Here is a 14,044-nt window from a genome sequence, read left to right on the forward strand (position 1 = left end):
GGTGATGTCCTTCATGCGGTGGAGAGGGCGGTGAGCGAGAGGTCTGACAGGTCGGTGCGGCGCAGGGCTCCGGGCCCGCCGTGCTCGGTGGCCACCGCGAGCACGTGCCGGGGGCCGGGGTGGATCAGGTCGAACCACCAGCGGGTGTCCGCGTCCGGCTGCTGCGGGTCCCGTACGGCGATGCGGTCCCCCGGGCGCCGGACGAAGGTGAATCCGTCCAGGTCGCGGATGAGTCCGGTGCCCAGCGCCTTCAGGTACGCCTCCTTCAGCACCCACAGCTCGCTCGCCAGGGCGGCGCGCGCGCCGGGCGCGGCCTCGGCGAGTGCGGCGCGCTCGGCGCGGCCCAGCCGCCGGCCGAGGTGGGCGGTCAGCTCCGCGGAGGCGGGAGTGGGGCCGACGTCGACCCCGCAGCCGCGACCCTGGGTGACGACGCAGGCGATGAGGCCGTCGGTGTGGGAGAGGTTGAACCGCACGTCCCCGTCGGCCGGTTCGGGTTCCGGCCGCCCGTGGACACCGCGTGTGAAGCGCCAGCTGTCCAGGGGCCGGCCCGTGCGCGCCGAGAGGGCGTAGCGGCACAGCAGCCGCCCGCCGAGGTAGCGGCGCCGTGCGCCCGGCGCGAGCCGCCGGTCGAGCCCGTCGCGCTCCTCGCCGGTGAGCAGCCGAGTACCGCCCAGCGCGGCGGCGAAGCCGTCCACGCCCTCTTCGGACAGCAGCCACAGGTACGCCGGGTCACTGGCACGCGGCCCTCGGGGTGACGCGGTACGGCGGTCCACTCGGATCGTCTCCCGGTCAGCGGCGGGCGGCGGACTCGTCGGTGGAGCGCTTGGCGAGCGGGAACTGCCAGTGCGAGAACAGGCGGTTGTCCCGGTGCAGATGGCGCAGCACCTCCATGACCTCGTCGATCACCGCTTGGGAGGTGACCAGCTCGTGCGGCTGCAGTTGCTTGCGGACCCGCTCCAGCTGGAGCAGCAGCAGGGAGGCGCTCGGCAGCGGCGCGTCCATGGCCTCGCGGGAGTGGACGTAGGTGAGCACGCAGGCCGCGGCGGCATGCACCAGGCAGTACTCCTTGGCCAGTTCGAACAGTTCCGGCGACTGCGGGTAGTCCTTGCCGAGGGCCGACTTCAGTCCGGCGGCGCGCTCCCGCATCGGGCCCGCCCTGCCGATCAGCTCCTCGGCGAGGTCCGCCGCGCACCGCAGCCGCTCGGCCTCGGTGCCCTGCGCCTCCTCGGCGAGGGCGCGCAGCCGGCGCAGTCCGTCGGGCGCGGCCAGCACGGCGTCGTCCAGACCGCGGCTGAACAGCTCCTGCTTCACGGGCTCGTACACCGGGAGCTCCCGGTCCATGCCGTAGAGCGTGGCCGCGCGCTCGGCGGCGGCCTCGCGCAGCCCCTCGTCGGCCTCGGCGGCCTTGTCGAGCAGCCCGGTGAGCTGGTGGCCGAGGTTGCGCAGGTTCACCACGGTGTTGCCGTCGGCGATGTCCGTGATCAGGATGTCGCGCACCATCTTCTGGTGCATGCCGTAGTGCGGGTGGTCGCGCAGGAAGGTGCGCGCGCCGAGGACGACGGTCAGCTGCGCCTGCGTCTTCTGCAGCAGGGTCGGCACCAGGTACTTGACCACCGACGACCAGACGCTGATCTGCTCCGGGGCCGCCTGCAGGGCGCGGGCGGCACCCAGGATCATCGCGTCGGCGAGCATCAGGTCGGCGAACGCCTCCGTCAACTGACGGCGCGTGTAGGGCACATCGCTGATCGCGTCGCCGAACAGGACCCGGCGCTCGGCGAAGTCGAGAGCGAGGCGCAGGCTGGTGTCGACGGCCGACAGGGCCAGGTGCATCAGCACCACGCGCGCGGTCTGGCTGGTCTTGAGGGCGATCTCCAGGCCCTGGCCCTCGCGCCCGATCATCGCCGAGTCGGGGACGAACGCCCTGTCCATGCGTACGCCGCTGAGGTCGAGGGCGCGCGTGCCGTACAGGTCCTCGAACGGCAGGTCCTCCACCGTGCCCGCCTCGGCCTGCCACTTGTCGAGGACGAACAGGGAGTACGCCGCCGGGCCCGGCCGCTTGCCGGTGCGGGCGAAGACGACCGTCTTGTCGGCGACCGTGGCATTGCCGATCGGCCACTTCTCGCCGGTCAGCAGCCAGCCGCCGTCGGTCTTCTCGGCGAGCACCTCGTTGGCGACCAGGTCGCTGCCGTGGACGCGCTCGGACAGCCCCCAGGACACCGAGCTGCCGCGCTTCATGTCGTCGATCAGCGCGCGCTTCTGCTCGTCCGTGCCGAGGATCCACGCGGGCATGAAACCGAGGCTGTTGAGGGCGAGGCCGACGGCGGTCGACGGGTCGCGGCGGGCGACGAGCCGCATCAGGCTGATCCCGGTCTCCACGTTGCCGGCGAGTCCGCCGGACTCGGCGGGCAGGCAGCGCAGGTGCAGGCCCCAGCGGCGCAGCAGGGCGACGAACTGGTACGGGTACTCGCCGCGCACGTCGTGGTCGAGGATCTGGGCGAAGGGCATGCGGCTGTCCGCGTCGTGCGGATCGCCGAGGTACTCCTCCAGCCGCGCGGCCAGCTCCGTCACATCGGACTTGGACATCTCAGGACTCCTTACGGGGGGTGGCCAGCCGTACGGGCGAAGCGGTGAACAGCCGGTTGCCGTCCCGCAGCGCGAGGACGGCGTCCAGCGCGGGCGCGAGCAGGGCCCCGTGGCGGCGCGGGTCCACTCCGTCGGCGCGGGCGAGCAGATAGGCCAGGGCGGCGCCGAGCCAGCCGGTGGAGCCGGGCTCGGTGCCGTACAGGGACCGGTCGCGGTTGGCGTGCCACAGGTGCAGACAGCAGGCGGCGGCGTGCAGCCAGGCGTACCGCTCGGCGGCGTCCACCAGCGCGTTCGGATCGGCCCCGCGCCGCTGCGCCGCCCGGGTCAGGTCCCCGAGCCCGGCCACCGCGTCCGTCAACTGCCGTACCGGGCCGCCCACTTCGCCGAAACCGTCGGCCAGGGCGGCGGCCGCTTCCGGCAGCCCGGCGAGGATCGGGTCCGAGCCGCGCGCGAGCATGTCGAGCCGCGCAGGTTCGTACGGCGGCAGCTCGGCGTCCAGCGTGAAGACGGTCTCCACTGCCGCCGGGTCCGGCCGGCTCGTGCCCTCGGTGAGGAGGGGCAGCTGGCCCGCGTAGGAGCGGAGGTTGGCGAGCGTGCTGGCGTCGATCACGCGGACCACCGCCGAGTCGCGCTGCAGCTTCTGGAACAGCCCGGCGCCGTGCGCGCCCTCCCGCAGCACCGAGCGGGTGGCGAGGACCGTGCCGCAGCGGCGGATCAGGTCGTCGGAGGCCTCGGCCACCACGTGCTTGGCGGACAGCGCCCACACGCTGAACGCCTCCGGCACCACGTGCACCCCGCGCGCCGCGCTCAACGCGACCGCGTCCATGGCCAGCAGCGCCGCCGCGGCGACCGCCAGCTCGCGCCGCGGGTGGGGGGATTCGGTGAGCAGGGTGCGGCCGACGCGGCGGGCGGCGGCGAAGTCCAGGGCGATACGGACGGCGGTGTCGGCGATGCCCAGGCTGCCGGCCATGCTCATCAGCCGCACCGCCTGCTGGGCCTTGACGGCGGCCTCCAGTCCCTCGCCCTCCTTGCCGACCAGCGCACCGGCCGGCACCGGGGTGTCGTGGAAGCGCAAGGTGGCCAGGTCGGCGCCGCGCATCCCTGCGGTGCGCGGCGCGGGTACCCGCCCCAGGCGGTCCGCGGGGACGCCCGCCGTTTCCAGCAGGACCGCCGAGAAGGCGCCGGGCCCCCGTTCGCCGGTGCGGGCGATCACGTAGACGGCGTCACAGCGCAGGCCGAGGCCCACCATCCACTTCTCGCCGTTCAGCAGGCCGTCCGGGCTCAGCCGTACTTCGCCCGCGAGCAGATCGCTGCCGTGCTCCGCCTCGGTGAGCGCGAACGCCACGGCCCCGCCCGCGCGCAGGATCTCCGCCGCCCGCAGCTGCTGCTCGACGCTGCCGTGCAGTTGGAGGCAGGTCGCGGCGATGATGCTGAACATCGTGCCGGGCATGATGTTGACGTCCCGGCGGGCGGCCGAGCGCACCAGGGTGAGGCTGCGGTCGAAGGACTCGAAGGTGCCGCCCCATGCCGCGGGCAGGTAGTTGAGGTGGAAGCCGGCCCGCACCAGCTCCGCGCAGAGCGCCTCTGGGAACGCGTCCTGCTCGTCGCGCGCGACGGCCGCAGCGAAGCCGTACGGATTGGAGTCGTCGGCGGGGTCGCCGAGCCGCTCCTCCAGTTCCTCGGGGGTCAGTGCGCTCATCGCAGCCCCACAGAGGATCCGTGGGCCGGGCTCTCCAGCGGGACGGGCCGGTAGTCCGCGGCGGTCGGCGGGATGTGGACGCCCTCGGTGCGCAGCTGGGCGAGCCGGGTGTGGAAGGCCGCGCCGCGCATCAGATGGTGGGCCACGTCGGCGACCCGGCGGTTGCCCGGGCTCTTCAGATAGCTGCCGGTCACCCAGTCGTTGAAGCTGCCCATCGCCGGACCGCACCAGACCTGGAAGTCCATGGCGCGGCCCTCGTCGCCGGTGACCGCCCAGCGCGAGGACATGCCCAGGTACCAGCGGAAGACCAGGGCCATCCGGCGCTTGGGGCTGCCGGCCGCGCGCTCGAGCTGCTCGGGGTCGCGGCGGGTGAAGTACGTGACGCACTCCTGCCAGACGTCCTCCAGGGAGCGGCGGAAGATCTGCTGCTCCAGCCGGGCGCGGTCGGCCGGCGGGATCGTCTCCAGGCCGTCGTACGTCTGGTACAGCTCGTACAGACGCTTGGCCCGCATCGGGAAGAGCGTGCCCTTCTTCAGGACCTGGAGTTCGACGCCCATCTCGAACATGTCGGCGGCCGGGGCCATCTCGCAGTCGGCGATGCCCGCTTCGGCGAGCATCGCCTTGGACTTGGCGGAGGCACCGGACTCCAGGCAGGACTGGTTGACGGAGCCGGTGACCACGTACGCGGCGCCCATCGCGAACGCCGCCGCCACCGCGACCGGCGTGCCGAGGCCGCCGCCCGCGCCGACGCGGACGGGCACGGCGTAACGGAATTCGCGCTGTACGGCGTCGCGCAGCCGCAGGATGGTCGGCAGCAGCGCGGGCAGCGGGCGCCGGTCGGTGTGGCCGCCGGAATCCGCCTCCACGGTGATGTCGTCGGCCAGCGGGACGTGGTGGGCGAGCGCGGCCTGCTCGGAGGTGATCAGGCCCTGCTCGAGGAGCGCGCTGACCACGGTGGCCGGGGCGGGGCGCATGAAGCGTTCGGCGGTCTCCGGACGGGAGATCTTGGCGATCAGCCGGTTGTCGGCGACCACCCGGCCGTCCGCCTCCCGGCGCAGCCCGGCCAGCCGGTAGCGCACCACGTGCGGTGTGAGGTCCATGTACGCGGAGGCCTCCACGCAGCGCACCCCGTGCCGCAGGAACAGTTCGACGGCCTCCCGCTCCAGCCGGTCCTCGCTCGGGCTGTGGATCAGGTTGACGGCGTAGGGCAGTCCGGGGATCTCGGCGGCGAACCGGGCGATGGCCCGCTCGATGGTCTCGGGCAGCAGCCCGGCGGCGCCGAACGACGCCAGGAAGCCCTCCCTGGCCAGGGCGATCACCATGTCGGCGGAGGCGATGCCGCCGGCCATGGCCCCGGCCATGTACGGCTGGCGCACACCGTGCGCGGCGAGGAAGCCGGCCGAGCCCAGCCGCTCCGGGGGCAGCGGCCGGACGGCGGCGAGCAGCGGCAGACCGTCACCCTCGGCGAGGGCGAAACCGCCGGAGACCGCGCCGATGCCCTCGGGCGTGACGGTGATGAAACAGGGCTGCTCCAGGTCGGCCAGCGTGTGGTAGATCCCGGCGGGATCCGTGCTGGGGTACCGCTCTCCGTACCAGCGGAGAGGGGTGTCGCGAATGTCCATGGGGAAACGAAGCTCCTTGGCTGAGCGGCGGGTGCGGGCGGGCCGTCACGCTTCGGCGGAACGGACCTCGATGGCCACGTCGGTCAGTTCGTAGATGCGCAGGCCCGGCTTCCACAGGTCGGCGTCCGCGACGACCAGCAGGCGGTCCTCCTCGTGGCGGACTTCCTTGATGTGCACGTCGAAGAAGAGCTCCTTGTCGTGGCGCAGGATCTGGCCGCGGTACTTCCAGGCCGTCTCCACCTCGGTGGCCATCGCGAAGCGGGGCCGCTCCATGCCGTCGGCGAGGTTCTGCTCCAGGACGAACAGGCGCATGGCCTGCAGGACGGCCTCGACGCCGAGCGAGCCGGGCATGACGGGGTCGCGGTGGAAGTGGCAGTCGAAGTACCACTCGTCGGGGCGGACCGCGCGCCGGCCGTGCAGGTAGCCGCGGCTGTGCCGGCCGCCGTCGGTGACCAGGTCGACGTGGTCCACGAGCGCGAACTTGTCGCCGGGCAGCCGGAGATGACCGCCGCTTTCGTCGGTGAACGCCGGGGCGCCCTCGGGGAGTTCGATCCGGCGGACCCGGGCGGGGTCCGGCCGCTCGGTCTCGATCCAGGGGGCGACGTACTGGCCGTTGTCGAGGCCGACCTGGTTGGCGAGGGCCGCCGCGTTGAAGTAGCCGAACAGGGACTCGCCGGTGTAGAAGACCTCGCCGTCGGCGGAGAGCTCGTAGCTGAAGTTCTGCAGGACCGCGCCCTGGACGGCGCTCGTCATCAGCAGCTTGGAGTGGTGCCGGATGGTCTTGCCGCGCAGGTCGATGTCCTTCACCAGGGTGGCGCGGCCGTCGAGGTTGCGGATCGAGTACTGCTCCTCGGGGTTCTTCAGGGTGGCGCCGAGGTAGTAGCCGAGGAAGATCGCCGCCTGGAGGGAGGTCTCCATGTAGACGGCGTTCGGCATGTGCGGGAAGGAGTTCTGCTCGTAGTACCAGGCGTCGGCCGGGGAGTCGTACTCCGTGACCATCTCCGAGCCGGGTGACAGGTCGCCCCGGGTGCCCTTGAGGGACATGACGCGGTCGACGAACTGGAAGTCGCCGTTGGGGATGTAGGGGGCGCGGGAGTCGCGGTAGACCTCGAACTCCGGGCCCATCGCCATGTCGAGCAGGCCCTTGGCGGCGTGCGCCAGATGCAGCTCGTTGATCATCGCGGGTTCGCCGGACCGGTTGCGGCGGCCGAGGAACTCCGGGAAGCCGCCGATCTCCGGACGGTACGGCGAGCCCTCCTTCTCCCGCACCTGGAGGCCGAGGTTCTTCATCCGGATGACGGGCTTGTCGCCCAGGTAGATGAGGACGTCGGCGATGACCGTGGCGCGCGGCAGGAGCGTGAGCTCCATGACCTCGACCTCGTAGCGGATCTCCTCGTGGGCCTGGGTGATCTGGCCGCGGACCTGGACCTCGATGGGGGTGTCCGTGACGCACTGGAAGCGCGCGTCGGGGAGGGTCAGGTGCATGCCCTGGTGCATCAGGTAGATCTGCAGCAGCTGGACGGCGCCCTCGGCGACCAGCGAGCCGGCCAGCACGTGGTCGTCCGGGAAGTGGCAGGTGAAGTACCAGGCGTCGGGCTGGAGTTTCTTGATCGCGCTGAGCGTGCCGAGACCGCGCGGGCCGCCCTTGCGGTCGATGACGACCTCGTCCACCATCCGCAGTTTCTCGTCCGGGAGGCGCAGAGCCGGGTTGACGCCCGGGTCCTGCGCGTGGTCCGGGCCGAAGACCTCGCCGGGCCGGCCCTGTGCGAGCAGGTCGAGGTCCTCGCGGGTGAGGTGGTTCTTCTCGGTGTACGCCAGCGGCTTGAACCAGCCCCTGGGGAGTGCGGCGCGGGCGGCCTTCTCCTTCTCGGTCATCACGATGCCGAGCGGGGTGTCGAGCTCCTGCTTGCTGAAGAACCCGGCGCAGGCGTCGTGCAGTTCGAGGATCAGCTCGCCGTCGGCGTAGCACTTGTAGCTGAAGAAGAACAGCGTGGTGTCGCCCTGGTGCACAAAGCGGTCGATGGAGATGTCGTAGCGCAGGGTCTGGCCGACGCGGGGCAGGTTGCCACGGAAGATCAGGGTGCTGTCGAGCAGGCGGTAGACCCGCTCGCCCTTGTTGCGGAAGTCGATGCCGAGGTAGCTGACCAGCAGCAGGTCGCACTGGCCGGCCTCGACGGTCACGGCGGGCGGGACGCCCCCGTCCACGGCGTACCAGGCGTCCTCGGGGACGTCGTACTCCGTGGTGATGGTCGCGGGCTTGAACTCCCCCGTCTTCCCTTCGATCGCGGTCACCCGGGTCACGAAGTGGTACGGCGGGGCGGGCAGCCGGACCCGCTTGGCGTACCCGTCGATCACGCCGAACTCCGGTCCGAAGACCTTGGCGACGGAGCCGACGGCGAACTCCAGGAGGTCGGCCTCGTCCCAGATGATGCCTTCCTTGACGTCCTTGGCCTGCTCGCTGTCGGCGGTGGACGCGGCCGGCTGCGGGGCCGGGGCGGTGGCGGGCGGCGCCGGGGCGGCCGCGGGGGCCGGGGGCGCGGCGGGCAGAGCGGGCCGGGGGGCGGGGGCCGGCGGGGCGATGCGCTCCGCGTGGCCGGTCGTGCCGGCCTCCGGCTGCTGGGCGGTGCCGTCCAGCAGGGCCTCCATGCGGTTGAGCGTGGCCGCCTGGAGGATGTGCTGGGTCTCCATCACCACCGAGTGGGTGGCGACCATCTGCCGGCGCATCTCCCGTACGAGGTCGGCGGCGACGGCGGCCGAGACCTCGCCGTCCGCGTGGGCGGTGGGACCGGCCGGGGCGGGGGGCGCCGGCGCCTGGGCCGCCGGTGCCACGGGAGCGGGAGACGGCGCGGCGGCGGGCGTGGCGGCCGGTGCGGGCTGTGCCCAGGGCAGGTACGGGACCGGGGTGCCGTCGAAGGCGATGACCTCGGCGTCGGCGAGGGTCGGGTCTGCGGGCATGAGAGCTGAGTCCTCCGGCGGAACAGACGGGACGGGGTCGGGGGTCGGCGTGGCGGCGACGGGCGCGCTGTCCGGCATCGCCGTACCGCTCGGCCCGTTCGGGGAGCCGGCACCGGCGTCGGCAGCCGGGGCGGACGGGGCGGTGGCGTCACCTGACGGGGACGGGGCCGCGGCAGGTCCGGAGCCCACGGCGGGCGTTCCGGGGCCCTGGCCCGCGCCCGGCACACCGCCTCCGGCGCCCCGGCTCGCGGGGTGAGTGGGCAGGGCCGAGGCGGCAGCCGGGCCGGAACCCGAGGCGGGCAAGGCCGTTGCGCCTGCTGCGGCGGCCGAGGCAGCCGGGCCCGCGCCGGACGGGGCACCCGCGACGGCGGCCGAAGCAGCCGCTCCCGCGGAGCCCGAAGCAGGCAAGGCAGTCGCACCAGCCGCGGCGGCCGAACCCACGGCCGAGGCAGCCGAACCCGAAGCGGGCAGGGCCGTTGCCCCGGCTGTGGCAGACGGGCCCGCGGCCGCGATCGTCCCCGCCGCGGCAGCCGTTCCCGTGACCCGGCCCGCCGGCGGAGCCGAGGCCGTGGCCGTGGCCGTGGCCGTCGGCGCCAGGGCACCGGCGCTCGCGGCTGCTGGCACTGTCGCCGCGGGTCGCGCGTGCACCGTCCCGGCGGCGGGAGTCGTCGCCGTCCCGAGGGGCGAGGTGCCGGCCGTGCCCGCGGTCGGCGTGGCCGGCGTTGTGGACGTTCCGGCCAGTTCGCGGGCGATCCGGGCCGGGGCCGGGTCCGCGCCGCCCACGCGGAAGCGGGCGGGGCGGGTGGGGCGGGGCCGGACGCGTTCGGCGGCCGGGCCCAGGAGCGGGCTCAGTTCGAGGTCGAGGCCGTGCGCCGTCAGTCGGGCGACGAGCCCGGCGATGGACTTGGTGGCGGTGACGCCCCGCCGGTCGACCGGGACCGCGACGTGCGGCGTGTCGCCGAGGGTCTCGCGGATCCAGCGGGAGCAGGTGGCGCTCGGGCCGACCTCCAGGAAGTAGCGGAACCCCCGCTCGTAGGCGCCGCGTACCAGCCGCGGGAAGTCGATCGGGGAGCGCAGGGTGTGCGCGATGCGGCGGGCGATCTCCTTGCGGTCCAGGGCGGGCAGCACCTGGTAGTCGTAGGCGCTGAGGAGTTCGAGGTCGCCGAAGGAGCCCGTCGGGTAGTCGTTCAGACCCGCGAGGCCGTCCAGCTCGGCGTCCACCACCGGGCAGTGCATGACCGCGTTGACGGGCGAGCGCGCGGCGGGGCAGCCGAGTTCCTTGATCAGGGCGCGGCACTGTGCCGGGTCTCCGGCGATCACCAGCTCGGCGGGGGTGTTGACGTGCGTGAGGTGGACCCGGTCGTAGCGGGGCAGCACGGCCCGTACCGACTCCGCGTCCGTGAGCAGCACATGGCTCGCCCAGACGTCGGCGTCCGGCGTCCCGTCCGGCAGGTTCCATGCCTCGCGGACCGTGCGGCGCGGGCCGCACAGGCGGTCCTTGAAGATCTGCGTGGTGCTGATCAGCGCGTCGTCCCGGCCCTCCGGCAGCCAGCCGCCCGTGGCGAACAGCATGCTCGACTCGCCCAGGCTGTAGCCGAACCCGCCGTGCGCGCCGATGCCGAGGACGTCACGGACCAGGTCCGTGTAGAGGATCGCGAAGCTGGTGCCGGTGGCGAGCATGAAGGGGATGTCCTCCCCGAGGGAGGCCTCCCAGGCCATCAACTCCCGCCGCCCGAGCCCGGCTTGGGTACGCGGGTACAGCTCAGCGGCCCGCAGGTGCCGCTCCGGCGCCTCGGCCTGGCCCTCGAACCGCTCCAGCAGCCCCGGGAAGGCCCGGAACAGGTCCTGCCCCAGTCCGGGATACGAGTTGAACGCGCCCGGGTAGACCAGCGCGACCTTGCCACCGGGGCCGATCGGGCGCGCCGTGAAGCAGCTGCCGGCGGGTGTGGTCCACTCCCCGCCGGAGGCGTGCACACCGGGCAGGTCCCGGGCGGCGAGGTCGAGTTGGGTCCGCAGCTCGGCGCGGTCGCGGCCGACGAACACGGCGCGCGCCGGGCGGCCGCGCAGCTGCCCGGCCGCCTCCCGGGCCAGGGCGTACGGATCGGCGTCCTGGGCGAGCAGCTCCCGGTGCCGTTCGATCCCGGCGAGCAGCCCGTCGAACGAGTCCGCGGACAGCGGGAGTACGACGGGACCGCCCGCCCGCTGCCAGTCGCTGGGCACGACCGTGCCGCGGGTCGCCTCGGCGGAGAGCACGAGATGTCCGTGCGCGCCCGACCCGCCGATGAAGCCGACGGCCGCGTACCGGCGGGATCCCGCCGCCCTGCGCAGCCAGGGGCGGGACGCGTCGGGTACGTACAGCGCCGAGTCCGCGAAGTCGTCGGCGAGTTCGGCGGCCGGACGGCTCCAGCCGCTGGTGCCGGGCAGATAGCCGTGGTGCAGGCAGAGCACGGTCCGGATCAGCCCGGCCATGGTCGCCGCGCAGCCGGCGTCGCCGATCTGCGCCTTGGCGCTGCCCAGCGCGACCCGCCCGGTGCGGCCGGCCGGCCCCTGAGGGCCGCTCTCCGCCGGGAACACCTTCGCGAGACCCGCGATCTCCGCCTGGTCCTGGGCCGGTGTGCCGCCCGCGTGGGCCTCCACGTAGCCGATGTCCCCGGCGGTGACGCCGGCCGCGGTGAGCGCGGCCTCGGCCGAGGCCGCGTACGTGTCGGCGTCCGCCTCGGGCACCCGGCCGTTCACGGGCGCCGCGTGCCGGATCGCGACCGAGTCCAGTCGTGCGTACACCGGCACGGAGGACTCGCCGGGCCGGGTGACGACGACCGCTCCGGCGCCCTCGCCGATCCGGCGGCCCCGGCCACCCTCCGCGAAGGTGAGCCCGGCGTCGGCGACCACGTCGGGCCGCAGCAGCAGGTTCTCGGCGGAACCGGCCAGGTCGACGGCGCCGACCAGGACCGCCTCGATGCCCGGGTCGAGCAGCAGCAGCCGTGCGATCTCAAGTGCCTCGGCGGTGCCGGAACCGTCGGAGGAGACCGTGAAGGAGGGGCCGGTCAGGTTCCACAGGGACGAGATGCGGCTGGCCATCACGTTGCCGATGTAGCTGAGCACCTCGTTGGCGACGATGGGATCGACCACCGCGTCCCGGCCGACGGCCGTCAGCCGGGCCAGCTCCGCCTCGTCGACCTGGACTCCGGCGCGGGCGAACTCCTGGCGCACGAAGGCCCCGAGGCCGTACCGGGTGATCCGCAGGTGGGTGGTGGGCTCGGTCTCCATGCCGACGACGACGGCGATACGGCGCGGCGGCGGCGCGGTCTCGCCCTTGGCCACGGCACGGCTGTACCCGGCGTCGTGCAGCGCCTCGTCGGCGACCTTGATGGCCAGCGCGTGCTGGAGGTTGTAGGTGCGCAGATCGGCGGGCGGGATCTTCAGGTCCATGGGGTCGATGCCGAGCCCGTCGACGAACGCGCCGTGCGGCAGCGCCTCGGGCGAGACCCCGGCGCCGTGTTCGAGGGATCCGCCGCGCGTCTGGTCGAGGCCCCGCCAGCGCCGCTCGGGCAGCGGGGCCAGGGCGTCCTGGCCGGCGTGCACGGCACGCTCGTAGGCGTCGAGGGAGTCGAAGGAGCCGAAGTGCGCGCCGAGGCCGACGATGTCGAGCGCGGGCACGGGCTTCTCGGGGTCCGGGGCACCGGCGGTCGCGGGGTCCGGCTCGGACAGCACCACATGCGCGTTGGTCCCGCCGAAGCCGAACGCGGAGACCGCGGCCCGGCGCGGCCCGTCGCCCTTGGGCCAGGCGCGGCCGGTGCGGACGAGGGCCTCCTCGCCGACCCGCCCGTCCTTGGAGCTGATGGGGCGTTCGACGCCGGTCGTCGGAGGGATGTGGCCGTGGCCCATGGCCAGGACGACCTTGAGCATGCTGCTGAGGCCGGCCACGGTGAGCAGGTGGCCGACGTTGCCCTTCACGGAGCCGATCAGCGGAACGCCGCCGGCCGCGCCGAAGAAGTCGGCCACGGACTGGGCTTCGGTGGCGTCGCCGATGGGCGTGCCGGTGGCGTGGCACTCGAGGTAGTCGATGGCCGAGGGCTCGACGCCGGCCTGCTCGTAGGCGAGCCGGTACGAGCCGAGCTGGCCCGAGCCCTGGGGGACGAGGAGGTGACGGCCGCTGCCGTCGTTGGTGAGCCCGATGCCGTCGACGACGGCGTGGATGCGGTCGCCGTCGCGCAGGGCGTCCGCGAGCCGTTTCACGGCGACCATGCCGGCACCCTGCCCGGTGACGATGCCGCCGGAGCGGGCGTCGAAGGGCTGGCTGAACCCGTCACGGGGGTAGGCGCCCAGGTCGCCGAAGGACAGGTGGATGAGCGTGGGGTCGGGTGCGCAGACGCCACCGGCGAGGACGAGGTCGGCCTGTCCGGCGGCGAGGTGGTCGCAGGCCAGCTTCAGCGCGTACAGGGCGGACGAGCAGGCCGCGTCGAGGGCGTAGCGGGGACCGCCGAGGCCGAGCGCCGCGGCGGCGACGCCGGCCGGGGAGCCGCTGACCCGCAGGTCCTCGGCGTTCAGCCGGTCGCGGTCGATGCGGTCGCCGGCGTGCGCGAGGGCGCCGAGCGGCGGATGCCCGGCCCGGCGCAGCCCCTCCAGGACGGCCTCCTGGACGAGCGGCACGCTGACCTCGGCCGAAGTGGGCGTCGGGAACGAGTAGTTGCCCAGGATCAGGCCGGTGCGGGCCAGGATCTCCGGGCGGTCGGCGTGTCCGCTGTCGCGCAGCGCCTCCCTGGTCACGTGCAGGGACCAGTGGAAGATCCGGTCGAGTCCGGCGAGGTGCGCGGGGTCGAGCAGATAGCCGTCGGGATCGAAGTCGAAGTCGGTGATGAAGCCGCCCCGGCGGCAGTAGATCTCGTGCTCCGGGTCCATGTCGCGGGGCTCGGGCGTCTGGCCGAAGACCTCCTCGCCCCCTTCCCGGCGGCTGTCCGCGCCGGAACGGAGGTTCTGCCAGAACTCGGCGGGCGTCTCCGCGCCTGGGAACAGGCAGGAGAGGCCGATGATGGCGTACTTGCTCATGAGAGCTCTCGGGTCCCTTCTGACGGGCGGCCGGCCCGGACGGCGGCATGGTGAGGAACCGTCCGGGCCGACCCGATCGCTTGCGCTGGCTGTGTCGGTGTGCGGCTGTGCCGCGGCGAAGCGGAGTCAGCCGCTGCGG

At 73.7% G+C, this 14,044-nt stretch carries 5 protein-coding genes; all 5 read right to left on the minus strand.

Translation table 11 applies throughout. From position 1 onward, the window contains the following. Nucleotides 1-11: 11 nt before the first annotated feature. Genes ACZ7L6_RS35180 through ACZ7L6_RS35200 form a run of 5 tightly spaced genes read right to left on the minus strand, consistent with a single transcriptional unit; the run spans nt 12 to nt 13,905 of the window. Nucleotides 12-773, minus strand: coding sequence for a 4'-phosphopantetheinyl transferase superfamily protein (locus ACZ7L6_RS35180; RefSeq protein ID WP_471931102.1), 762 nt, complete (start codon nt 771-773; stop codon nt 12-14). 16 nt (nt 774-789) lie between these two features. Then, entirely contained in the window at nt 790-2,583 is a 1,794-nt protein-coding gene (locus ACZ7L6_RS35185; RefSeq protein WP_471931104.1) for an acyl-CoA dehydrogenase family protein, read from the minus strand. A 1-nt stretch (nt 2,584) separates the two neighbouring features. After that, complete coding sequence (locus tag ACZ7L6_RS35190; RefSeq protein WP_471931106.1) at nt 2,585-4,282, minus strand: acyl-CoA dehydrogenase family protein; 1,698 nt, start codon at nt 4,280-4,282, stop codon at nt 2,585-2,587. Next, nucleotides 4,279-5,904 carry a PfaD family polyunsaturated fatty acid/polyketide biosynthesis protein gene (locus ACZ7L6_RS35195; protein ID WP_471931108.1) on the minus strand — a complete coding sequence of 542 codons (1,626 nt, stop codon included), beginning with the start codon at nt 5,902-5,904 and terminating at the stop codon, nt 4,279-4,281. Before ACZ7L6_RS35195 ends, ACZ7L6_RS35190 begins: the two co-directional genes overlap by 4 nt. Before the next feature lie 45 nt (nt 5,905-5,949). Then, the gene (locus ACZ7L6_RS35200) at nt 5,950-13,905 is read right to left on the minus strand and encodes a beta-ketoacyl synthase N-terminal-like domain-containing protein (RefSeq protein WP_471931110.1); all 7,956 of its coding nucleotides are present in this window, start codon (nt 13,903-13,905) and stop codon (nt 5,950-5,952) included. Nucleotides 13,906-14,044: the final 139 nt, after the last annotated feature.

This window comes from Streptomyces sp. NPDC107522 (genome assembly GCF_055657525.1).